This is a genomic window from Pseudomonas sp. NIBRBAC000502773, from assembly GCF_006517195.1.
GTDB classification, from domain to species: domain Bacteria; phylum Pseudomonadota; class Gammaproteobacteria; order Pseudomonadales; family Pseudomonadaceae; genus Aquipseudomonas; species Aquipseudomonas marginalis.
In genome coordinates, this window is sequence record NZ_CP041189.1 from 1,666,312 (window position 1) to 1,688,574 (window position 22,263).

Annotated in this window: 18 protein-coding genes; 9 read left to right on the plus strand and 9 right to left on the minus strand. The window is 61.5% G+C overall.

Annotation, left to right across the window (positions count from 1 at the left end; translation table 11 throughout):
* Positions 1 to 47 precede the first annotated feature (47 nt).
* The 4 genes from xdhA (at position 48) to guaD (ending at position 6,129) form a co-directional block, all read left to right on the plus strand.
* Positions 48 to 1,496, plus strand: coding sequence for a xanthine dehydrogenase small subunit (gene xdhA, locus NIBR502773_RS07570; protein WP_141155770.1), 1,449 nt, complete (start codon positions 48 to 50; stop codon positions 1,494 to 1,496).
* On the plus strand, positions 1,489 to 3,888 hold the full coding sequence (gene xdhB / locus NIBR502773_RS07575; RefSeq protein ID WP_141155771.1) for a xanthine dehydrogenase molybdopterin binding subunit: 2,400 nt from the start codon (positions 1,489 to 1,491) through the stop codon (positions 3,886 to 3,888). The genes xdhA and xdhB overlap by 8 nt, the downstream gene beginning before the upstream one ends.
* A gap of 86 nt (positions 3,889 to 3,974) precedes the next feature.
* Complete coding sequence (xdhC, locus tag NIBR502773_RS07580; protein ID WP_141155772.1) at positions 3,975 to 4,817, plus strand: xanthine dehydrogenase accessory protein XdhC; 843 nt, start codon at positions 3,975 to 3,977, stop codon at positions 4,815 to 4,817.
* A gap of 7 nt (positions 4,818 to 4,824) precedes the next feature.
* Positions 4,825 to 6,129 carry a guanine deaminase gene (guaD, locus tag NIBR502773_RS07585; RefSeq protein WP_141155773.1) on the plus strand — a complete coding sequence of 435 codons (1,305 nt, stop codon included), beginning with the start codon at positions 4,825 to 4,827 and terminating at the stop codon, positions 6,127 to 6,129.
* Positions 6,130 to 6,256: 127 nt separating this feature from the next.
* On the opposite strand, the gene NIBR502773_RS07590 is transcribed toward guaD, so the two are convergent.
* Positions 6,257 to 7,021 carry a GntR family transcriptional regulator gene (locus NIBR502773_RS07590; protein WP_003175499.1) on the minus strand — a complete coding sequence of 255 codons (765 nt, stop codon included), beginning with the start codon at positions 7,019 to 7,021 and terminating at the stop codon, positions 6,257 to 6,259.
* Between the two features lie 247 nt (positions 7,022 to 7,268).
* On the opposite strand from NIBR502773_RS07590, the gene NIBR502773_RS07595 reads away from it, so the two are divergent.
* Positions 7,269 to 8,459, plus strand: a complete 1,191-nt coding sequence (locus NIBR502773_RS07595; protein WP_141155774.1) for a benzoate/H(+) symporter BenE family transporter — start codon at positions 7,269 to 7,271, stop codon at positions 8,457 to 8,459.
* Between the two features lie 37 nt (positions 8,460 to 8,496).
* On the opposite strand, the gene NIBR502773_RS07600 is transcribed toward NIBR502773_RS07595, so the two are convergent.
* Positions 8,497 to 8,841: a YggL family protein gene (locus NIBR502773_RS07600; protein ID WP_010208515.1), complete on the minus strand. Its 345-nt coding sequence runs from the start codon at positions 8,839 to 8,841 to the stop codon at positions 8,497 to 8,499.
* Positions 8,842 to 9,078: 237 nt separating this feature from the next.
* Between NIBR502773_RS07600 and dacB the strand changes: the two genes are divergently transcribed.
* Positions 9,079 to 10,539, plus strand: coding sequence for a D-alanyl-D-alanine carboxypeptidase/D-alanyl-D-alanine-endopeptidase (gene dacB, locus NIBR502773_RS07605; RefSeq protein WP_115488461.1), 1,461 nt, complete (start codon positions 9,079 to 9,081; stop codon positions 10,537 to 10,539).
* Positions 10,540 to 10,548: 9 nt separating this feature from the next.
* Here dacB and NIBR502773_RS07610 read toward each other — a convergent pair whose 3' ends face one another.
* Both NIBR502773_RS07610 and rlmKL read right to left on the minus strand, forming a co-directional pair.
* Positions 10,549 to 12,948 carry a GGDEF domain-containing protein gene (locus NIBR502773_RS07610; protein WP_141155775.1) on the minus strand — a complete coding sequence of 800 codons (2,400 nt, stop codon included), beginning with the start codon at positions 12,946 to 12,948 and terminating at the stop codon, positions 10,549 to 10,551.
* A 141-nt stretch (positions 12,949 to 13,089) separates the two neighbouring features.
* Positions 13,090 to 15,354, minus strand: coding sequence for a bifunctional 23S rRNA (guanine(2069)-N(7))-methyltransferase RlmK/23S rRNA (guanine(2445)-N(2))-methyltransferase RlmL (gene rlmKL, locus NIBR502773_RS07615; protein ID WP_141155776.1), 2,265 nt, complete (start codon positions 15,352 to 15,354; stop codon positions 13,090 to 13,092).
* 531 nt (positions 15,355 to 15,885) lie between these two features.
* Here rlmKL and rmf point away from each other — a divergent pair.
* Positions 15,886 to 16,101 carry a ribosome modulation factor gene (rmf, locus tag NIBR502773_RS07620; RefSeq protein WP_002553055.1) on the plus strand — a complete coding sequence of 72 codons (216 nt, stop codon included), beginning with the start codon at positions 15,886 to 15,888 and terminating at the stop codon, positions 16,099 to 16,101.
* 159 nt (positions 16,102 to 16,260) lie between these two features.
* Here rmf and NIBR502773_RS07625 read toward each other — a convergent pair whose 3' ends face one another.
* The 5 genes from NIBR502773_RS07625 to sctC all read right to left on the minus strand — a co-directional run bounded on the left by NIBR502773_RS07625 (position 16,261) and on the right by sctC (position 20,006).
* Positions 16,261 to 17,280: a quinone-dependent dihydroorotate dehydrogenase gene (locus tag NIBR502773_RS07625; protein WP_092486772.1), complete on the minus strand. Its 1,020-nt coding sequence runs from the start codon at positions 17,278 to 17,280 to the stop codon at positions 16,261 to 16,263.
* 85 nt (positions 17,281 to 17,365) lie between these two features.
* Complete coding sequence (locus NIBR502773_RS07630; protein ID WP_115488465.1) at positions 17,366 to 17,827, minus strand: transglycosylase SLT domain-containing protein; 462 nt, start codon at positions 17,825 to 17,827, stop codon at positions 17,366 to 17,368.
* On the minus strand, positions 17,820 to 18,218 hold the full coding sequence (locus NIBR502773_RS07635) for a winged helix-turn-helix domain-containing protein (protein ID WP_115488466.1): 399 nt from the start codon (positions 18,216 to 18,218) through the stop codon (positions 17,820 to 17,822). Before NIBR502773_RS07635 ends, NIBR502773_RS07630 begins: the two co-directional genes overlap by 8 nt.
* Before the next feature lie 153 nt (positions 18,219 to 18,371).
* On the minus strand, positions 18,372 to 18,596 hold the full coding sequence (locus tag NIBR502773_RS07640) for a FliM/FliN family flagellar motor switch protein (RefSeq protein WP_115488467.1): 225 nt from the start codon (positions 18,594 to 18,596) through the stop codon (positions 18,372 to 18,374).
* 15 nt (positions 18,597 to 18,611) lie between these two features.
* Complete coding sequence (sctC, locus tag NIBR502773_RS07645) at positions 18,612 to 20,006, minus strand: type III secretion system outer membrane ring subunit SctC (RefSeq protein WP_141157832.1); 1,395 nt, start codon at positions 20,004 to 20,006, stop codon at positions 18,612 to 18,614.
* Between the two features lie 306 nt (positions 20,007 to 20,312).
* On the opposite strand from sctC, the gene NIBR502773_RS07650 reads away from it, so the two are divergent.
* Positions 20,313 to 21,539 (plus strand): CmpA/NrtA family ABC transporter substrate-binding protein, encoded by a 1,227-nt coding sequence (locus tag NIBR502773_RS07650; protein ID WP_141155777.1) that lies wholly within the window; start codon positions 20,313 to 20,315, stop codon positions 21,537 to 21,539.
* 13 nt (positions 21,540 to 21,552) lie between these two features.
* Positions 21,553 to 22,128: an ANTAR domain-containing response regulator gene (locus tag NIBR502773_RS07655; protein ID WP_141155778.1), complete on the plus strand. Its 576-nt coding sequence runs from the start codon at positions 21,553 to 21,555 to the stop codon at positions 22,126 to 22,128.
* The last annotated feature ends 135 nt before the right edge of the window (positions 22,129 to 22,263 follow it).

A 22,263-nucleotide genomic window follows, 5' to 3' on the forward strand; every position in this document is an offset into this window, starting at 1 on the left:
TTCGGCGCAAAGCGGTTAACAACAATAATGAGTCTGCGAGGCCTTCCGTGATCCAGTTTTTACTTAACCAGGAACTCCGTAGCGAGCACGCCCTGGACCCCAACCTGACCGTGCTCAACTATCTGCGCGAGCATGTGGGCAAACCCGGTACCAAGGAAGGCTGCGCCAGCGGCGACTGCGGTGCGTGCACGGTGGTGGTCGGCGAGTTGCACACCGACCCTCAGGGCGTTGAGCAGATCCGTTATCGCAGCCTCAATTCCTGCCTGACATTTGTATCGTCGCTGCACGGCAAGCAACTGATCAGCGTCGAAGACCTCAAGCACCAGGGCCAACTGCACAGCGTGCAACAGGCCATGGTGGAGTGCCACGGTTCGCAATGCGGCTTTTGCACCCCCGGTTTTGTGATGTCGTTGTTCGCCCTGCAAAAGAACAGCGACGCCCCCGACAGCCAGAAGGCCCACGAAGCCCTGGCCGGCAACCTGTGCCGCTGCACCGGCTATCGGCCGATCCTGGCCGCCGCCGAACAGGCCTGCTGCAACAAACCGGCGGACCAGTTCGACAGCCGCCAGGCCGAGACCATCGCCCGCCTCAAAGCCATCGCGCCGACCCAAACCGGTGAACTCAACAGCGGCGACAAACGCTGCCTGGTGCCCCTCACCGTTGCCGACCTGGCCGACCTCTACGACGCCTACCCACAAGCCCGCCTGCTGGCCGGCGGCACCGACCTGGCGCTGGAAGTCACCCAGTTTCACCGCACCCTGCCGGTGATGATCTATGTCGGCAATATTGAAGAGATGAAGCGCATCGAGGACTTCGACGACCGCCTGGAAATCGGCGCCGCCACTGCCCTCTCCGACTGCTACACCGCGCTGCACCACGAATACCCGGATTTCGGCGACCTGCTGCACCGCTTCGCTTCCCTGCAAATCCGTAACCAGGGCACCCTCGGCGGCAATATCGGCAACGCCTCGCCGATTGGCGATTCGCCGCCGCTGTTGATCGCCCTGGGGGCGCAGATCGTGCTGTGCAAAGGCGAGGTGCGCCGCACCCTGGCGCTGGAAGACTACTTCATCGACTACCGCGTGACGGCGCGCCAGGACAGCGAGTTCATCGAGAAAATCATCGTCCCCAAGGGCCACGCGCTGTTCCGTGCCTACAAGGTTTCCAAGCGCCTGGACGACGATATTTCCGCTGTGTGTGCAGCCTTCAACCTAAAGATCGACAACGGTGTGATCAGTGATGCCCGCGTCGCGTTCGGCGGCATGGCCGCCACGCCCAAACGCGCAAAATACTGCGAGGCGGTATTGGTCGGCGCCACTTGGAACGCTGCCACCGTGGAAAAAGCCTGCGCCGCCCTGGCCGAGGATTTCACCCCGCTGTCGGACTTCCGCGCCAGCAAGGAATACCGCCTGCTCAGCGCCCGGAACCTGCTGCGCAAATACTTCATCGAACTGCAAACGCCGCACATCGAGACTCGGGTGACCGCTTATGTCTAACCATCACGCCGTGGAAAAAACCCAGGCCGAACTGGCCGCGCTGTTTGCCCAGGACCTGACCTCCGGAGTCGGCCGCAGCGTCAAGCATGACAGCGCCGCCAAGCACGTGTCCGGTGAAGCGCAATACATCGATGACCGCCTGGAATTCCCCAACCAGCTGCACCTGTATGCACGCATGTCCGACCGCGCCCACGCCCGGATCATCCGCATCGACACCACGCCCTGCTACGCCTTCGACGGTGTACGTATCGTCATCACCCACGAAGACGTGCCGGGCCTGAAGGACATCGGCCCGCTGCTGCCCGGCGATCCCTTGCTGGCCATCGACACGGTGCAGTTCGTCGGCCAGGTGGTTTTGGCCGTGGCCGCCCGCGACCTGGACACCGCACGCAAGGCCGCGATGGCGGCCGTGATCGAATATGAAGACCTGGAGCCCGTGCTGGATGTGGTCGAGGCCTTTCGCAACAAGCACTTCGTGCTCGACAGCCACACCCACCAACGGGGTGATTCGGCCGGCGCGCTGGCAACCGCCAAGCACCGCCTCCAGGGCACCCTGCATATCGGCGGCCAGGAACACTTCTACCTGGAAACCCAGATTTCCTCGGTAATGCCCACCGAAGACGGCGGCATGATCGTCTATTGCTCCACGCAGAACCCCACCGAAGTGCAGAAGCTGGTGGCCGAAGTGCTGGATGTGTCGATGAATAAGATCGTCGTCGATATGCGCCGCATGGGCGGCGGTTTCGGCGGCAAGGAAACCCAGGCGGCGAGCCCGGCGTGCCTGTGCGCGGTGGTGGCGCGCCTCACCGGCCAGCCGACCAAGATGCGCCTGCCGCGCGTCGAAGACATGCTGATGACCGGCAAGCGCCACCCCTTCTATATCGAATACGACGTGGGTTTCGACGACAGCGGTCGCCTGCACGGGATCAACCTGGAACTGGCCGGTAACTGCGGCTGCTCGCCGGACCTGTCCAACTCGATCGTCGACCGTGCCATGTTCCATGCCGACAACGCGTATTACCTGGGCGATGCCACGGTGAACGGCCATCGCTGCAAGACCAACACCGCGTCCAACACCGCCTATCGCGGCTTCGGCGGCCCGCAAGGCATGGTCGCCATCGAGGAAGTGATGGACGCCATCGCCCGCCATCTGGCGCTGGACCCGTTGGCGGTGCGCAAGGCCAATTACTACGGCAAGACCGAGCGCAACGTCACCCACTACTACCAGACCGTCGAGCACAACATGCTCGAAGAGATGACCGCCGAACTTGAAGCCAGCAGCCAATACGCCGAGCGCCGCGAAGCGATCCGCCTGTACAACGCCCACAGCCCGATCCTGAAAAAAGGCCTGGCGCTGACGCCGGTGAAATTCGGGATCTCGTTCACGGCGAGCTTCCTGAACCAGGCCGGTGCGCTGATCCATATCTACACCGACGGCAGCATCCACCTGAACCACGGCGGCACCGAAATGGGCCAGGGCTTGAACACCAAGGTCGCACAAGTGGTGGCCGAAGTGTTCCAGGTGGACATCGACCGCGTGCAGATCACCGCCACCAACACCGACAAAGTGCCCAACACCTCGCCGACCGCCGCGTCCAGCGGTGCGGACCTGAACGGCAAGGCCGCCCAGAACGCCGCCGAAGCCATCAAGCAACGCCTGGTGGAATTCGCCGCGCGCAAGTACGACGTGAGCGAAGCGGATGTGGAGTTCCATAACGGCCATGTGCGCGTGCGCGAGCAGATCCTGACCTTCGAAACGCTGATCCAGCAGGCGTATTTCGCCCAGGTCTCGCTGTCGAGCACCGGCTTCTACAAGACCCCGAAAATCTTCTACGACCGCAGTCAGGCCCGCGGTCGGCCGTTCTACTACTTCGCCTTCGGCGCGGCGTGCTGCGAAGTGATCGTCGACACCCTGACCGGCGAATACAAGATGCTGCGCACCGACATCCTCCACGATGTGGGCGCCTCACTGAACCCGGCCATCGACATCGGCCAGGTAGAAGGAGGCTTTATCCAGGGCATGGGCTGGCTGACCATGGAAGAGCTGGTGTGGAACAACAAGGGCAAGCTAGAGACCTGCGGCCCGGCCAGCTACAAGATCCCGGCGGTGGCCGACATGCCTTTGGATTTGCGCGTGAAGCTGGTGGAAAACCGCAAGAACCCGGAAGACACGGTGTTCCACTCCAAGGCCGTGGGCGAGCCACCGTTCATGCTCGGGATTGCCTCGTGGTGCGCGATCAAGGATGCGGTGGCGAGCCTGGCTGATTATCGCCATCAGCCGAAGATCGATGCGCCGGCGACACCGGAGCGGGTGTTGTGGGGGTGTGAGCAGATGCGCAAGTTGCAGACGGCGACAGCTGTCGAGACTGAAACTGAAATGGCTTCGCTCTAGACCGACGCGCTGCCATCAGGGGCGGTGCGACGATTCGACTTGCTCCCGATGACGGCCGAACTGCCAACAGTAATGTTGAGGTAAACATGAACAACTGGATCAGCGCCCTCGCCGACCTGCAGAACCGGGGCGAACCCTGCGTACTGGTGACCATCATCGAAGAGCTCGGCTCCACGCCGCGCAATGCCGGTTCGAAGATGGTGATCAGTGCCGCGCAAACCTTCGACACCATCGGCGGCGGGCACCTGGAATACAAGGCCATGCAGATCGCCCGCGACATGCTTGTGCGTGGCCAGCAGAACACCCATCTGGAGCGCTTCAGCCTCGGCGCCAGCCTGGGCCAGTGCTGCGGTGGCGTCACCGTGCTGCTGTTCGAACCCATGGGCCAGGTGCAGGCGCAGATCGCGGTGTTCGGCGCAGGCCATGTCGGCCGTGCGCTGGTGCCGTTGCTGGCGAGCCTGCCGTGCCGGGTACGCTGGATCGATTCCCGCGAACAGGAGTTTCCGGAACATATCCCCCAGGGCGTGCGTAAAATCATCAGCGAAGAGCCGGTGGACGAAATTGCCGACCTGCCGGTGGGCAGTTACTGCATCGTAATGACCCACAATCACGCGCTGGACCTGGAACTCACCGCAGCCCTGCTCAAGCGCAATGACTTCGCCTACTTCGGCCTGATCGGTTCGAAGACCAAACGCGTCAAGTTCGAACACCGCCTGCGCGATCGCGGCTTCGACGCCGCACAGTTGCAACGCATGCGCTGCCCCATGGGCCTCACTGAGGTGAAGGGCAAGTTGCCGGTGGAGATCGCCATCTCCATCGCCGGCGAAATCATCGCCACCTATAACGCCAGTTTCGGCCAGCACACCGCGAGCGCCGAACCTATTGCCAAATTGCTGCCGGCCTCGCGCCGCAGCCAAGCTATCAATTGAGACGACCATGCCTTTGACTCGCAAAGCCTACCGTGCCGCCCTCCTGCACAGCATCGCCGACCCCGCTGAAGTTGGGATCGAAGCCTCCTACGAGTATTTCGAAGACGGCCTGCTGGTGATCGAAAACGGCCGGATCAGCGCCCTGGGCCATGCCGCCGACCTGCTGCCGAGCTTGCTTGCCGACATCGACATCACCCATTACCAGGATGCGCTGATCATCCCCGGCCTGATCGACACCCATATCCACCTGCCGCAAACCGGCATGGTCGGCGCGTACGGCGAGCAGTTGCTGGACTGGCTCAACACCTACACCTTCCCGTGCGAAAGCCAGTTCGCCGACAAGGCCCACGCCGAAGAAGTCGCAGACATTTTTATCAAGGAACTGCTGCGCAACGGCACCACCACCGCACTGGTGTTCGGCAGTGTGCATCCGCAGTCGGTGAACGCATTCTTTGAGGCGGCGGAAAAACTCGACCTGCGCATGATCGCCGGCAAGGTGATGATGGACCGCAACGCTCCGGACTACCTCACCGACACCGCCGAATCGGGCTACCAGCAAAGCAAGGCACTGATCGAACGCTGGCACGGCAAGGGCCGCCTGCACTATGCGGTCACCCCGCGTTTTGCGCCGACCAGCACGCCGGAACAATTGGCGCTCGCCGGACAACTGTTGGGCGAATACCCGGACCTGTACATGCAGACGCACATCAGTGAGAACAAGCAGGAAGTCGAGTGGGTGAAGGCGCTGTTTCCGGAGCGCAACGGCTATCTGGATGTGTACGATCACTACCATCTGCTGGGCGAGCGCTCGGTGTTTGCCCACGGCGTGCACCTGTGTGATGACGAATGCGCACGGTTGGCGGAGACGGGGTCGGCGGTGGCGTTCTGTCCGACCTCGAACCTCTTCCTCGGCAGCGGCCTGTTCAACCTGCCGATGGCCGAGAAACACAAGCTGAATGTCGGGCTGGGCACCGATGTGGGTGGCGGCACCAGTTTCTCGCTGCTGCAAACCTTGAACGAAGCCTACAAGGTCATGCAACTGCAGGGCGCGCGGTTGAGCCCCTTCAAGTCGCTATACCTGGCCACCCTGGGCGGTGCGCGGGCGCTGCGCCTGGAAGACAAGATCGGCACGTTGCAGCCGGGCACCGATGCAGACTTCCTGGTGCTGGACTACAACGCCACGCCGCTGCTGAGCTATCGCTTGAAGCAGGCCAATAACATTGCCGAGACGTTGTTCGTGTTGATGACCCTGGGGGATGATCGGACGGTGTTGCAGACCTACGCTGCCGGCCAACTCGTGCACCAACGCTGATCTGCGCCACGACACAAAACAAATGTGGGAGGGGGCTTGCTCCCGATAGCGGTGGATCAGGCACTTAATTCAGTGACTGACACTCTGCCATCGGGGGCAAGCCCCCTCCCACATTTTTTAATCGGGTTTACAGCTTGACTGAAGAACGCCCCGGCTTCTTGGTCTGCAACAGATGCGAGAACACCGCATGCAAATCATCCGACGCACTTTCCTCGTCGAGGTTGAGCTTGCTGTCGATGTGATCCATGTGATGCATCATCAAGTTCACCGCCAACGCTGCGTCCCGTGCTTCGATCGCATCAATCAGCTGGGTGTGCTCATCGTAGGAACAGTGCGAGCGGTTGCCGCTTTCGTACTGGGCGATGATCAACGAGGTCTGGGACACCAGGCTGCGCTGGAAGCTGATCAGCGGCGCGTTTTTCGCGGCTTCGGCCAGCTTGAGGTGGAATTCGCCGGAGAGGCGGATGCCCGCACCGCGATCGCCGCGGGAGAAGCTGTCGCGCTCGTCGTTGACCATCTGGCGCAGTTCGGCCAGTTGCTCGGCGGTGGCGTGCTGCACTGCCAGCTCGGTGATCGCTCGCTCTACCAGGCGCCGGGCCAGGAACACCTGGCGTGCTTCTTCCACGCTTGGGCTCGCCACCACCGCGCCACGATTGGGCCGCAGTAGCACCACGCCTTCATGGGCCAGGCGCGACAGCGCGCGGCGAATAATGGTGCGGCTGACGCCGAAGATTTCGCCCAGTGCCTCTTCACTCAATTTGGTACCGGGTGCCAGGCGCTGCTCGAGGATCGCCTCGAAGATATGCGCGTAGACGATATCGTCCTGGGTTCCGCTGCGACCGGCCTTGCCGGCTCGCGGTTGTTTCTTGAGAGGTTGCAACTGTTCGTTCATGGGCACTCGGGTAGGGAGAACGGCGGCGAATTAACGGTAATACGGCAACTTTAAGGTAATACGGCAACACGGGGTCGCTGGCAAGTATCACCTAAAAACAGCGCACATTGTACACAACCCACTGCGCCAACACACACTGTACGGCTGTTTGCGGTGCCGTCTGTATTGCAATGAGTCGTTACGTTTGAGTTTAGGCTTGAATCTGCGCCGTCACCGGCAAACACCCAGGTAAAAGGAACACCTCTCCATGACCGACGCCACCCAAGCGCCCTTGCGCCCGCTGGCCGACACTTCTGCCTCCGCCGTCGTCGCCGGCTTTATCGCCATGATGACCGGCTATACCAGCTCCCTGGTGCTGATGTTCCAGGCCGGCCAGGCGGCCGGCTTGACCACGGCGCAGATTTCTTCGTGGATCTGGGCGATTTCCATCGGCATGGCGGTCTGCAGCATCGGCCTGTCCCTTCGCTACCGCACGCCGATCACCATTGCCTGGTCCACCCCCGGCGCGGCGCTGTTGATCACCAGCCTGGGCGGTGTGAGTTACGGCGAGGCCATCGGCGCCTACATCACCTGCGCGGTGCTGGTGACGCTCTGCGGGCTCACCGGCAGCTTTGAAAAACTGGTCAAGCGTATCCCTGCGTCGTTGGCGGCCGCGTTGCTGGCGGGGATCCTGTTCAAGATCGGCAGCGAGATTTTCGTCGCCGCGCAGCATCGCACCGGCCTGGTCCTGGGGATGTTTTTCACCTACCTGATCATCAAGCGCCTGTCGCCACGCTACGCGGTGCTATCCGCCTTGGTGATCGGTACCCTGCTGTCGGGGCTGATGGGCTTGCTGGACTTCAGCGGTTTCCACCTGGAAGTGGCGACGCCGGTATGGACGACGCCGCACTTCTCGCTGGCGGCAACTATCAGCATCGGGATTCCGTTGTTCGTGGTGGCGATGACCTCGCAGAACATGCCCGGCGTCGCCGTCCTGCGGGCCGATGGCTATAACGTGCCGGCCTCGCCGCTGATCACCGCCACCGGCCTGGCCTCGCTGGTGCTGGCGCCCTTTGGCTCCCACGGCATCAACCTGGCGGCGATCAGCGCAGCGATCTGCACCGGCCCCCACGCCCATGAAGACCGTAATAAACGCTACACCGCCGCCGTATGGTGCGGGGTGTTCTACGGGATAGCCGGGGTGTTCGGCGCAACACTGGCGGCACTGTTCGCAGCCTTGCCCAAGGAACTGGTGCTGTCGATTGCGGCCTTGGCCTTGTTTGGCTCGATCATCAATGGCTTGAGTATCGCCATGAATGAGCCGAAGGAACGGGAAGCGGCGCTGATCACCTTCATGGTCACCGCGTCAGGCTTGACGTTGTTTTCCATCGGGTCGGCGTTCTGGGGAATTGTGGCGGGGGTGTTGACGCTGCTGATTCTGAACTGGCGCAAGGCATAAAAAAACGGCGACCCTCAGGTCGCCGTTTTTTTCAGTATCACTTAGCCGCGTTGATCGGCTTTTCCGGATACCACACGTCCAGCAGCGGGCTGACTTCAGCCTTGGTCAGCTCGGAACGGGTTTTCAGCCAGGCTTCGACGGCAGCGCGCTGCTCTTCGGAGACCGAGCCACGCTTCTGCAGGCAAACCAGACCGTAGTCGTCGCCTCCGACATAGCCCAGGCCGTTGGCTTCCATGGCTTCTTTGATGAATGCTTCGAGGAAAGCGTCGATAGCTTCTTCACTCAGGCCTTCTTTGAAGTCCAGGTTCAGTTCGAAACCCAGCTCTTGAAATTCATCAACGCACAGTTTTTTGCGCAGACGCTGGGAACGGTTAGTCGCCATTGGAACAATCCTCATAAGTAATAACGGGCGGCACTTTAGCAGTTTAAGGCGACGATTGCCCGACTCTCTGGGACGGGCGGCCGTTTGCTGTTAAAAAAACGCCGATTACCAGCTATCGTTCAGCTACAAGTGCCTTCACCTTGGGGCATAATGCCGACACTTTCATGACCATTGAGGGATTTTTCCTATTTACCCCTCGCCTTTTTCACCCTCCTCAGCAGTAGGGTTTTATTTCTTATGATCAAATCTTTGCGTCCATTGCTACTTGCCAGTTTTCTCCTGCCACTGGCCTTTTCCACCTCCGCGGCCCCGATCAATAACACCTTGCCTGCCAACGTCCAGCAGGCACTGGCCAAAGCCAAGCTGCAAAACACTGCGCTGTCCCTGGTGATGATCCCGCTGAACGGCCCCGGCACCCCCACCGTGTTCAACGCCGACGTCTCGGTGAACCCGGCCTCCACCATGAAGCTGGTCACCACCTATGCGGCCCTGGAAATGCTCGGCCCCAACCACCAGTGGAAAACCGAGTTCTACACCGACGGCACCCTCAGCGGTGGCGTGTTGCACGGCAACCTGTACCTCAAGGGTGGCGGCGACCCCAAGCTGAATATGGAAAAACTCTGGCTGCTGATGCGCGACCTGCGGGCCAATGGCGTGCAGCAAGTCACCGGCGACCTGGTGCTGGACCGCAGTTTCTTCAACCAGCCGCAGTTGCCGGAATTCAATGACGACGGCAACGACGAGAACAAACCGTTCCTGGTCAAGCCCGACGCCCTGCTGGTCAACCTCAAGGCCCTGCGCTTTGTGACCCGCAACGATTCGGGCCGCGTGCTCGTCTCGGTCGAACCGCCGATTGCCAGCATCCGCATCGACAACCAGGTCAAGGCCTCCAACGCCAAGCAGTGCACCGGCGACGTACGCTACAACCCGGTCACGGGCGCCGATGGCAGTATGACGGTCACCGTCAGCGGCCAATTGGCCGATGGCTGCAGCTCGCAGACTTATCTGTCGTTGCTGGACCACGCCACCTACACCGCCGGTGCGGTACGGGCGATCTGGCAGGAACTGGGCGGCACCATTCAGGGCCGCGATATCCAGGCACCGGTGCCCAAGGATGCCAAGGTACTGGCCCGCGCCTTTTCGCCGGACCTGGCGGAAATCATCCGTGACATCAACAAATACAGTAACAACACCATGGCCCAGCAATTGTTCCTGAGCCTGGGCGCGCAGTTCCGCAACGATGCCGACGGCGACGATGCCAAGGCCGCGCAACGTGTAGTGCGCCAGTGGCTGGCGAAAAAAGGCATCACCGCGCCACACCTGGTGATGGAGAACGGTTCGGGCCTGTCCCGTGCCGAACGGGTCAGCGCCCGCGAGATGGCCGCCATGCTGCAAGCCGCCTGGAAAAGCCCCTACGCTGCGGAGTACATCAGTTCCATGCCGATTGCTGGCACCGACGGCACCATGCGCAAGCGCTTGAAAACCACCGCCATGCGCGGCGAGGCCCACGTCAAGACCGGTACCTTGAACACCGTGCGCGCCATTGCCGGGTTCAGCCGCGACAACAATGGCAACACCTGGGCGGTGGTGGCGATCCTCAACGATCCGAAGCCGTGGGGCGCGTCGTCGGTGCTGGACCAGGTGCTGCTGGATCTGTACCGCCAGCCAAAAATGGCGGCGGCGGCTCCCGTCCTATAGGAGCGAGCATCAGGCCCGCGCCCTCTCGGCCTCCACCCGGTCCCTGCCCGCCTGCTTGGCCACGTACACCGCCGAGTCGGCACGCAACAACAGGCCATCAATGCCTTCATCCACCCGCCAGCTGGCCACACCAAAGCTGGCGGTGACGATGCCCACCGGTTCCATCGGCAGGCTACGCAGGGATTGCCACAACTCCATCGCCAAGCTGTAGGCCTGCTCACCATCGGTATTGGGGCACAGCACCATGAATTCCTCGCCCCCCAGGCGGCAGAACACGTCGGTGCGGCGCAGACGCTGACTGATGCGCCTGCACAACTCCTGCAACACCCCGTCGCCAACCGCATGCCCGTGCTGGTCGTTGATACGCTTGAAATGATCGATATCGAGCATGATCACCGACAGCGCCCCACTGATCCGGTTGAGCCTCGCCATCTCGGCCCTGAGGCGGTCCTGGAAATAGCGACGGTTGTGAATCCCGGTCAGGGAATCTGTGATGGACAGCGCGCGCAGTTCCTCTTCAACCCGCTTCAAGTCGGAAATGTCCGACACATAGCCATGCCACAGCGTACCGCCCCCCGGTAACTCTTCCGGGGTGGCCTCGCCGCGAATCCAGCGCACCCCCCGTTGCGGCAACTGCACCCGGTACTCTTCGCGCCAGTGGCTCAACTGCAATGCCGACAGGCGAATCGAGGCCCGCACCCGATCCGCGTCCAGCGGGTGGATTCGCTCGAAGACCTTCGTCGCATCCCGCTGCAACGCGCTGACCTCGATTTCATAGATATCGCGCATGCCGTCGCTGGCGTAGATAAAGCGCCAGTTATCCTGGGGTTCCAGGGTGAATTGGAAGATCCCCCCAGGTACGTGGGCACTGAGTTTCTTGAGCAGGCGGTCCCGCGCCGCTAGGGCCTCGTAGGCGCGTTTCTGCTCGGTGACGTCCAGGTAAATCGCGAGGTGCCCGACCCACAGGCCATGGTCATCCAGCAAGACGGTGGCCAACATGTTCACAATCAGCTGACTGCCATCCTGGCGGATCAAGGTCCACTCCCGGGCTTCGTGCAGGTTGTCGGGGCTTTCCACCAGCATCGCCTGGCTCGCCGGGATACGCTTGCCCAAGGTCACGCTCAGGCTCGCGGAACGCGCCTCCAGCTCCAACGCCAAGTGCAGGCTTTCCAGGGTCAGCTTGCCCACCACCTGCTCGGCCTCGTACCCCAGCATCTGCTCGGCACCGGCGTTGAAGGTGTTGATCACACCGCGCAAGTCAGTGGCAATGATCGCCACTTGGGTAGCGGCGTTGAGTACGCTGCGCAACTGGCCATGGGCACCCCGCAGTTCCTGCTCACGCAAGCGCAACTGCACAGTGCGTTGCTCCACCAGTTTCAACGCACGCTGGCGTTGGCTCACCAGCACATAGAGCAAGGCGCTGAGCAGCAGGCTGAGTAGGCTACCCATGGTCAGGATCGTGGACAGCGAGGAATAGTTGGCCTGCTCGAACACCTTGCTCGGGCGCAGGCTCAGGGCGTACACATGGTCGCCCAGGGTCAGGCGACGCGCGCCAGCAAGGTCACTGTTGGCCACGGCATTGCCGGACTCGAAGAGCACGCGCTTTTGCAGGTCGGAGGTGTCGACGATCTGCATCACCAGGTTGTCCCGCTCCGCTTTGGGCAAGCCGTCGGCGACCAACTGGCGCATGCTGATCACCGCCATCACGTAACCGTATGGCTCATTTGGGGACGGCTCGGAGGTGGGCAGGTGACTCACCGGCGCGACCAGTAATACACCAGTGACATAAGCCGGCTCGACCCCCACCAACTGCATGGGTTGGGACACCGCCAACTTGCCGCTCTTTTGCGCCCGCTCAAGGGCCGAGCGCCGCAGGGGCTGGGCCAACAGATCAAAACCCAGGGGCGACCCCAGCAGGCTTTGAGTCTGGCTGTAGAGCACCGGAACGTATTCATCACGCTCGGGCGCCGGGGCCAGTTCGCCGGCGCTATTAAGTTCACGGATAACAAAGGGTACCCCACGCAGGCGGGACACCTCTTGTTCAAACTGGCTGCGCTGTTCGCGAAACACGCGGGGTGCCCAGGCGTAGGCCCGGGCGCGCAACAGTAACGGCTGGGCAAACCCGTCGAACTCCTCGCGGGACACAACATCGGAGTTGACGAAGAACCGCCGCAGGCTGTTCAGGCGTTGTTCCTGATCCTCGAAACGCTCCTGCAAGCGGGTGTAACGCTCGTTGACCAGCAACTGAAAGCGCTGGCGAACCTGTTGCTGATAGAGGTCGGAGGCCGCCCAGGCGACGATGGCCGTCAGCGCAAAACCTGCCAATAACACCACCAACGCCACCAGCCAAGCCGACGCCTGTTCACTGATAAAGCCTAGGATTTTCGGGCGAACGGCTTGCAACGGCATAGGCAACACTCACAACGCCAGCGTGCGGGGGGTGTCACTTTGGCTAGGCCTTAAGTTATAGCCATCGGCCCAGGGTTTGACCAGCGTAAAAAAGCCGCAAGCCCGGAATAGTCCAGGCTTGCGGCTTTTTCGTGGCGGCGATCAGCGAGCGGTGATTTTCCACGCCCGGTGGATCTTCGCGTTACGCGCAAAATCCGGGTCGATGGTCTTGTCGCTGATCTCTTCGACCGCATAGCGTTCGCTGAGGTTGTCCTCCAGCTGGAACTTGCGGAAGTTGTTCGAGAAGTACAACACGCCACCCGGTGCCAGGCGGGCCATGGCCAGGTCGAGCAACTGCACGTGATCGCGCTGCACGTCGAAGATGCCTTCCATGCGCTTGGAGTTGGAGAAGGTCGGCGGGTCGATGAAGATCATGTCGAACTCATCGCGGCTGGCGTCCAGCCAGGCCATCACATCACCCTGCTCCAGGCGGTTCTTGTCGGAGAAACCATTGAGGGAGAAGTTGCGACGGGCCCAGTCCAGGTAGGTCTTGGACAGGTCGACACTGGTGGTGCTGCGCGCGCCGCCCTTGGCTGCGTGCACACTGGCGGTGGCGGTGTAGCAATACAGGTTGAGGAAACGCTTGCCGGCCGCTTCCTTCTGGATACGCATGCGCATCGGACGATGGTCGAGGAACAGACCGGTGTCCAGGTAGTCGGTGAGGTTGACCAGCAGCTTCACGCCGCCTTCGCTGACCTCGGTGAACTTGCCCTGGGCACTCTGGCGCTCGTATTGCTTGGTACCGCTCTGGCGCTCGCGACGCTTGACCACCACGCGGCTCTTGTCGATGTTCAGCGCCTGGGGAATGGCCGCCAGGGCGTCGAACATGCGGGCCGAGGCTTTTTCCGGGTCGATGGATTTTGGCGCAGCGTATTCCTGCACGTGGACCCAGTCGTGGTACAGGTCGATGGCCATGGAGTATTCAGGCATATCGGCGTCGTAGACGCGGTAGCAATCCACCCCTTCACGCTTGGCCCACTTGCCCAGCAGCTTGAGGTTCTTTTGCAGGCGGTTGGCGAACATCTGCCCGCCTTCGCTCAGGCGCGCCTGCTCGACCACGGGGGCCGGGGCGGGCTTGATCGGGTTGCCGTTCTTGTTGTATTGGCGCTCCTGCGGCTCGGCCGGAGCCTGGTCGTAAACGGCCTGTTCACGTTCGGCCTGACGCTGTTCCGGGGTACGGCGCTCGCCGGTGACGAACTGATCCGGGTTGACCTTGATCAGCAGCAACTTGCACGGCAATGCGCCGTTCCAGAACGAATACTGCTTGTGGCTGCGGATCCCCATGCGCTTGCCCAGGTCCGGCGCGCCAGTGAACACCGCCGCTTCCCAGCCCATGCAGGCCTGGCGCAGACGCTCGCCGAGGTTCTGGTAGAGGTACAACAGGCTGGCTTCGTCACCCAAGCGCTCGCCGTAGGGCGGGTTGCAGATCACCAGGCCTTTCTGGTTCTGGTCCGGGCGCGGCTCGAAGGTGCCGACTTCGCCCTGGTACACCTTGATCCAGTGGCTCAGGCCGGCGCGCTCGATGTTGTTGCGGGCGGGCTGGATCAGGCGCGGGTCGGCTTCGTAGCCCCGCACCCACAACGGCGGCTTGTTCATGCCAATGGCCGCGCGTTCAGTGGCCTCGGCATGGAGTTTTTTCCACAGCGCCGGGACGTGACCGAGCCAGGTGGTGAAGCCCCACAATTCGCGATTGAGGTTAGGTGCCATGTCGGCGGCGATCATCGCCCCTTCCACCAGGAAGGTGCCCACGCCGCACATCGGGTCAGTCAGCGCGCCGCCTTCGGCAGCAATGCGCGGCCAGCCGGCACGAATCAGGATCGCCGCCGCGAGGTTTTCCTTCAACGGCGCGGCGCCCTGCTGCAGGCGGTAGCCGCGCTGGTGCAGGCTGTGGCCGGACAGGTCGAGGGACAGGATCGCTTCGCCACGGTCCAGGCGCAGGTGGATGCGCAGGTCGGGGTTGATCTTGTCGATGGACGGGCGTTCGCCGGTCGGGGTACGCAGCTTGTCGACGATCGCATCCTTGACCTTCAGCGCGCCGAAGTGGGTGTTGTCGATGCCTGAGCCGTGACCGCTGAATTCCACCGCCAGGGTACCGTCAGAGACCATGTGATCGGCCCATTCAATATCCAGCACACCGTGGTAGAGGTCTTCGGCGTCCTTCATTGGGAAGCGCTTGAGCACCAGCAACACACGGTTGGCCAGGCGCGACCAGAGGCACAGGCGGTAGGCGGTTTCCATGTCGGCCATGCCGCGCACGGCCGAGGTGTGCTCGCGGGCTTCCTCAAGGCCAAGCCCGACGGCTTCCTCGATCAGCAGGCCTTCGAGGCCCTTGGGGCAGGTGAGGAAGAGTTCAAAACGGTCCGACATGGGGCATTCCAGGCTTTTCAGCAATAAGTGAACGGGCGACGCATCGCCGGCTCGGTTTTCAATCAAGCACTTTTCTTAAGAGTGCTCGCGTGGCACGAATGTGCCGTTCCACCCCGTCTGACGGGCCTTGGAGCCTTTATTGACGGGGCAGAGAGAGAATTTGACGCAACAAAAAGAAATATTCCGACCCTTCGTCGAATAATAACCGACAGCAACAGAAGGATATTCTCACTAAAGGATTAAACCCATCCTCTTTGCAGGGTGCATCATAGCTGGCTTTGCCCAACAAATGGGGCGAAAAGCCATCCCAGCTTATGGCTATAGCATCGTTATCGTTACGTGCTTATGACAAAACGATCATTGAATCCATGTGACCTATTGGTTAGAACTCAACACAGGTTGGCGCCGCAACGACGCCAACACATAGGCTCGCCACGCCGGCAGCGAGCCCACCAACGGCAGAAAAACTCTGCCCGGCCTCAGACGAGGCCGAAGGATATCAAGACAGTCAACAAGTGAGGGAAACACCCTATGAGAAGACTTAAGCGTGATCCGTTGGAAAGAGCATTTTTACGCGGATATCAATATGGCGTTCATGGCAAATCCCGTGAGCTTTGCCCATTTACTCTACCGTCGGTACGCCAAGCCTGGATCAACGGCTGGCGAGAAGGACGCGGCGACAACTGGGACGGTATGACTGGCACTGCGGGAATCCACAGACTCAACGAACTTCACGCCGTCGGCTAATCAAGGGCATTTAATTCCGACAACACCTCGAATATGTAGCGACTTAACCACGCACGCCCTATCCAGGCGGCGGGCTTCGGCCCAGGGGCTCCTCTTAAGGAGCCCTTTTTATTGGCGGTGTTTTTTAATGACTATTCCCCGCCCAGCGTGCATCTACTATCAGCGCAAGGCCGCAATCGCATCCACTGACTGGCGGATCAGCGCCGGGCCTTTATAAATAAAACCCGAGTACAACTGCACCAGGCTGGCGCCCGCAGCGATCTTCTCGGCGGCATGCTTGCCTTCGGTAATGCCGCCCACCGCGATGATCGGCAAACGCCCGGCCAACTCAGCGGCCAGCACCTTGACGATATGGGTGCTCTTGTCACGCACTGGCGCACCCGACAGGCCGCCCGCTTCATCGCCATGGGCCAACCCTTCGACGCCGACACGGCTGAGGGTGGTGTTGGTCGCAATGACCGCATCCATGCCCGCATCCACCAGTGCCTGGGCCACCAGCACGGTTTCTTCGTCACTCATGTCCGGGGCAATCTTGATTGCCAACGGCACGCGCTTGCCATGGCGCACGGCCAGGTCTTCCTGGCGTTGACGCAGGGCTTCGAGCAATTGCTTGAGCGAATCGCCGAACTGCAGGCTGCGCAGGCCCGGGGTGTTGGGCGAGCTGACGTTGACGGTGACATAGCTGGCGTGGGCGTAGACCTTGTCCAGGCAGATCAGGTAGTCATCCACTGCACGCTCGACCGGCGTGTCGAAGTTCTTGCCGATATTGATACCGAGGATGCCTTTGTACTTTGCGGCCTCGACGCGCGACAGCAGATGATCGACGCCCAGGTTGTTGAACCCCATGCGATTGATGATCGCCTCGGCTTCCGGCAGGCGAAAGATACGCGGCTTGGGGTTACCCGGTTGCGGTCGCGGCGTCACGGTGCCGATCTCCACAAAACCGAAACCCAGCTGCGCGAAGCCATCGATGGCCGCACCGTTCTTGTCCAGGCCGGCGGCCAGTCCGACCGGGTTGGGAAAGTCGAGCCCCATCACCGACACCGGCATTTTCGCCGGTGCCTTGCATACCAGGCCATTGAGCCCCAGGCGGCCACCGGCGCCGATCAGGTCCAGGGACAGATCGTGGGAGGTTTCCGGGGAGAGTTTGAACAACAGCTGGCGGGCCAGGGTATACATGGGCGGGCTAGACTCGGATGGCGGCGGAAGGTGGCGGCGATTATAGCGGGGTGGCGGGGTGCACGCGAGGCGCGCCGCCCAAACGTCAGTAGCGTTGCTGTACCAGGGTCTCATAACGTGCCCAGATTTTTTCTGCATAGCGCATGCGCAACGCGTCGCGCTCAGGGCCGGAGCCGGGCCCGACATTGTAGGACCCCACCGCCGTCCAGTTGTAGCCAAAGCGCTGGATAAACTCGGCCAGTATGGAGGCCCCGACTTCCACCGACAGGCAGGGTTCACTCAACAGCCTTTCCTCAGTGATACCCAGCTTGAGCAGACGAGGTAAATGGATACTGTTGATCTGCATCAGGCCGATATCCCGTGTGCCATTACCGTTGGCGTAGTTCATCGCATCCGGGCGAAAATCCGACTCCACGGCGGCGATAGCCTGTAGCAATTCCGGTTCGATATCGTAGCGGCGGGCAGTTTCCTCCCAGCAATAGGCCAGTGCCTGATTGCCGCTCGTCACCAGGCCAAGCCACAGTAGCCTGCGCCAGAACTCAGCCATGACTGACTTGTCCACAGGCCGAACACACATGCTGCCGGGTATCCATAGGCCCGCGCCCATGGCGCTCAGCCTTCACCGGGCATGTAAAGCGATACCCGCGACCATAGATGGTCTTGATAAAGCCTTTGTCAGCGCCAAGATGCTTGCGCAGCGAATAAATGCAACGGGTCAGCGACTCCTCGGCGACCTCCCCCTGAGGCCAGGCCAGCTCCAGCAAGCGGTCCTTGGTCATCAGTACACCGCCAGAGACCAGCAGCAGCCGCAAAACATGCAGCTCCTTGGGTGGCAACTGGACATCGCTGCCGTCTCCGGTCAAGCGACCATCGCCATGCAGCGTCCACCGGGAAAAGAGCAGGGAAGTCGCCGTCAATTCATCATTAACGACGGCCATATCTACCTCGACATCCGACTACTGACATTGAAGCCCTTATTTTCCAGTACTGGCCCTTGCGCCCACATCACGACTATAAAAAACCGCCTTGCAGGCCACGCTAGGAAAAAACCCATACAGCCAACGATTTTTAGCAACACTCTGTAAGACACTTCACCCATACACCTCAGGCGCTCCCCTTTTATAGACCTCGTGCAACTCAACGCCCAACCGATCTTCCAGTTGCACCAACTCGCCCAATGCGAGCAACCGGCCATTAACCCGAACTTCCACGCAGTGGATGATGCCGGGCGACAATGGCAACACCTTCCCAGGAGCAAAGGCTGCCAGGCGCCTGCGGCTGATCAGTTGTTCCTGTAGAAGAATTTCCAAATGCATGGGGCAACGCCTTATTCACGGAGAACCATCGCGACCCGGGCGTACGAACGCACGTTGCACGCGCTCGTATTGCGCCGCACTCAACGGTGGCGGGCCAACGCCAGTGGCCAACGTTTTCATCTCGCCTCCCACGGCCCGGGCCTCAATCACAAACAGGCGAACCTTGGCCGGGCCAGCTGAAACGGTGCTGCGTCCCAACTCATGTGCCTCACGGCTGAACGCTCCCAGCCACAAGCGCTTACCCTGCGGCACCCTTGCCACGCTGCTGACACTCACCCGACCGACCGCGGTCGGTTTGCCGCGCCGCCCCGCCTGGTTCAATTGTCGACCATCCTCGACATGGAGCAGCATCTCGATCTGGTTCCCTTCGGCAAAACGCGGCAGCACGCTAACCTGGGAGCCGTATTGCACGGGCTTCCAATCAGCATGTTCAGCTCCGGGAGTCGGCAGGTAGAAGGTGTGGTGATCCTGGAACACGGCCGGCACATTTTCCTGGGTGAGAATCACCGGCAACGTCATCACCCTTACTCGCCGCCGGCGTTCCAGCACGGCGATTTGCGCCATCACGCGGTTATCGTCCATCGGCTCCAGAATGCGCGTGGCCTGGGCCTTCCCATCCTTGTCCCAGTCAAAACCCAGCTTTTTCAGTTCGTCACGGTCCACGTCCACCATCCAGAGCGAGACTTCGATAGAGCGCTTGGGCGTGTCGAATTCCGCCACCAGGCGCTCGATGACCCCCAGTTGCGCTGGCTTGCCCTTGATCAGCAGGCTATTGGTGTCCGGATAGGCGATCACCACCAGGCTCTTGTCGGCCAGCGGCCCCTTCTGTTCAGAACCCAACAGGGTTTCGATCGTCGACGCGATGCCCGGCACCGTGACCTTTTCGTCACCCATGGCATAGCTGCGGTCTGCCACATGGGTGTTGAGTACCTGAACGACAGCAAACGCCTGGGTACCTACTTGTAATTCAGCCCGCTCGCGATCCATCAATTGGGCCAGGCGCAAAATGTGGTCGACATAATGAGGTGGCCCGGACACATCGAATGTGCGTGCCCCGCTCACGCGCAGGGGGTAGCGCGTCTCATCAAGCCCCGAGCGGCGCATGAGGCCACGAAACCGCTCGACAGATATATGCCTCAGCACCACTGCCGAACGCTTTGCCTCGCTGGCGTTGTAGAGGTAGAGCGCCTGGCCATCGCTGTACCAGATCAAGCCGTACTGCAACGCAAGCGCCTCCAGGGCGTGCAGCGGCATATCGAGGTCAATGACCTCGCTGATGCGTATGCGTGCCACTTCACTGCTCACGACGATGGGCAGGCCCATCGGCACGGACAAGGCGGTAAAGACGGTATGCAGGCTCTCATCCCGTGCCTGGTAGGTCTGGCCCTGGGCATCGACACTTCCCAGCATCAGCGCGGCAAACAGCAGCCAGAGACAGGCAGTGGTTACGGAGAAATGAGCGTACACCTTGGATTTCCTGGGCAGCCTGGCAGTAAGAAGCGGCCATACTGAGAGGCCGCCCAATTTCAATCTTGATGAAAAGTTGACGGCGGGCGGTGCCCATCGGCCCGTGGCATGTGCCTTGCTATGGACTCTGTATCAGAGCGCGCACCAACGGCGGAGCGGGCTTACGGACAAAGGCGTCGTTACCCGCAATGGCCTTGCATCGCCATCTGAGGGAACGACGCTTTTTTGTGAAAGAAAAGGTAGGTGTTGATGAACGATTCGGTTGGCAACAGCCCGACGAACGACCCACTGGCTTGGGTCAACGGCAGTGACGCCCCGGAAAAGAGCAGCCTTGACCTGGGCTTCATGGCCTTGAGCGATTGCGCATCCCTGGTGGTGGCAGCGACCCAGGGCTTCGCCCAGCCGTATGGCTTGACCCTCAACCTCAAGCGCCAATCTTCATGGGCCAACCTGCGGGACAAACTGGTCAGCGGCGAGCTGGACGCCGCCCACAGCCTGTACGGGCTGGTCTATGCCGTGCACCTGGGCATCGGCGGCGTCGCACCTACCGACATGGCGGTCTTGATGGGGCTGAACCAGAACGGCCAAAGCATCAACCTGTCCCGCAGCCTGCAACAGCAGGGCGTGGTCACTCCTGAGGCGCTGGACCGCCACGTGCACCAAAGCCGAACAAAACTGACTTTCGCCCAGACCTTTCCCACAGGTACTCACGCCATGTGGTTGTACTACTGGCTGGCGAGCCAAGGCATTCATCCGCTACAGGATGTGGACAGCGTCGTGGTACCGCCCCCGCAAATGCTCGCGCACCTGCAGGCCGGGCGTATCGATGGCTTTTGCGTCGGCGAGCCCTGGTGCGCCAGTGCCGTCAAGCAACACCAGGGCTTTACCCTGGCGACCAGCCAGGCGATCTGGCCGAACCATCCGGAAAAGGTGCTCGGCTGCACTAAGGCGTTTGTCGACCAGTACCCCAACACCGCCCGCGTGCTAGTGATGGCGATCCTGGAGGCCAGCCGCTTTATCGAGCAAAACACCGAAAACCGCCGCTCCACCGCACAATTGCTCAGCGGCCGCGAGTACCTCGATGCCCCGCTCGACTGCATCGAACCCCGCTTGCTGGGCACCTATGACGACGGCCTGGGCAACCAGTGGCAGGACCCGCACGCCCTGCGTTTTTTTGCCGATGGCGAGGTCAACCTGCCCTACCTCTGCGATGGCATGTGGTTCATGACCCAGTTCCGCCGCTGGGGCCTGCTGCGCGAAGACCCTGACTACCTCGGCGTTGCGCGCCAAGTTCAACAGCTGGCGCTGTATCGCCAAGCCGCCGAGGCACTGGGCCTCAGCGACAACGGCCAGGATATGCGCAGCAGCCAACTGATCGACGGCAAGATCTGGGACGGCTCGGACCCCGCCGGCTACGCGCGCAGCTTCCGCCTGCATGCCATGGTCGACCCTACCAGCCGCCAAGCCTTGCGCTGACAGGAGGATTTCCATGCTGCGAATCCTGTTGATCAACGACACGCCGCGCAAAGTCGGCCGCCTGAGGACAGCGCTGATCGAGGCTGGTTTTGAAGTGATCGATGAGTCCGGCCTGACCATCGACCTGCCTGCGCGCGTCGAAACGGTGCGCCCGGACGTCATCCTGATCGATACCGAGTCACCGAGCCGCGATGTGATGGAGCAAGTGGTGCTGGTCAGCCGCGACCAGCCCCGGCCCATCGTGATGTTTACCGACGAGCACGACCCCGACGTGATGCGCCAGGCGATCAAGTCCGGGGTCAGCGCCTACATCGTCGAAGGCATTCAGGCGCAGCGCCTGCAACCGATCCTCGACGTGGCCATGGCTCGCTTCGAGAGCGACCAGGCCTTGCGCGCCCAGCTCCAGGCCCGTGACCAACAGTTGGCCGAGCGCAAGCGCATCGAGTTGGCCAAGGGCATGCTGATGAAAATGAAGGCCTGCAATGAAGAAGAGGCCTACACCCTGATGCGCCGCCAGGCCATGAGCCGCCAGCAGAAACTGATCCAGGTGGCGGAGCAGATCATCGCCATGAGTGAACTGCTCGGCTGAGCACCCTGCGGCCAGCAGGTTGGCGCAGGACTTGCTAAGTAATCACCACAGGTAACCAACGGCGGTTGCCCCTTCACGACAAAGACGTCGCACACCCGGTTTGCCCTCGCGAACCCGGTGGCGGCGTTTTTTTGT

Coding starts and splice junctions, on each gene's coding strand:
- NIBR502773_RS07650 (WP_141155777.1), top strand. CDS start 20,313: ATGAACGATTCGGTTGGCAACAGCCCGACGAACGACCCACTGGCTTGG.
- NIBR502773_RS07595 (WP_141155774.1), top strand. CDS start 7,269: ATGACCGACGCCACCCAAGCGCCCTTGCGCCCGCTGGCCGACACTTCT.
- NIBR502773_RS07625 (WP_092486772.1), bottom strand. CDS start 17,280: ATGTATACCCTGGCCCGCCAGCTGTTGTTCAAACTCTCCCCGGAAACC.
- rmf (WP_002553055.1), top strand. CDS start 15,886: ATGAGAAGACTTAAGCGTGATCCGTTGGAAAGAGCATTTTTACGCGGA.
- xdhC (WP_141155772.1), top strand. CDS start 3,975: ATGAACAACTGGATCAGCGCCCTCGCCGACCTGCAGAACCGGGGCGAA.
- rlmKL (WP_141155776.1), bottom strand. CDS start 15,354: ATGTCGGACCGTTTTGAACTCTTCCTCACCTGCCCCAAGGGCCTCGAA.
- NIBR502773_RS07655 (WP_141155778.1), top strand. CDS start 21,553: ATGCTGCGAATCCTGTTGATCAACGACACGCCGCGCAAAGTCGGCCGC.
- dacB (WP_115488461.1), top strand. CDS start 9,079: ATGATCAAATCTTTGCGTCCATTGCTACTTGCCAGTTTTCTCCTGCCA.
- sctC (WP_141157832.1), bottom strand. CDS start 20,006: ATGCTGGGAAGTGTCGATGCCCAGGGCCAGACCTACCAGGCACGGGAT.
- NIBR502773_RS07630 (WP_115488465.1), bottom strand. CDS start 17,827: ATGGCTGAGTTCTGGCGCAGGCTACTGTGGCTTGGCCTGGTGACGAGC.
- NIBR502773_RS07610 (WP_141155775.1), bottom strand. CDS start 12,948: ATGCCGTTGCAAGCCGTTCGCCCGAAAATCCTAGGCTTTATCAGTGAA.
- NIBR502773_RS07600 (WP_010208515.1), bottom strand. CDS start 8,841: ATGGCGACTAACCGTTCCCAGCGTCTGCGCAAAAAACTGTGCGTTGAT.
- xdhB (WP_141155771.1), top strand. CDS start 1,489: ATGTCTAACCATCACGCCGTGGAAAAAACCCAGGCCGAACTGGCCGCG.
- NIBR502773_RS07635 (WP_115488466.1), bottom strand. CDS start 18,218: ATGGCCGTCGTTAATGATGAATTGACGGCGACTTCCCTGCTCTTTTCC.
- NIBR502773_RS07590 (WP_003175499.1), bottom strand. CDS start 7,021: ATGAACGAACAGTTGCAACCTCTCAAGAAACAACCGCGAGCCGGCAAG.
- NIBR502773_RS07640 (WP_115488467.1), bottom strand. CDS start 18,596: ATGCATTTGGAAATTCTTCTACAGGAACAACTGATCAGCCGCAGGCGC.
- guaD (WP_141155773.1), top strand. CDS start 4,825: ATGCCTTTGACTCGCAAAGCCTACCGTGCCGCCCTCCTGCACAGCATC.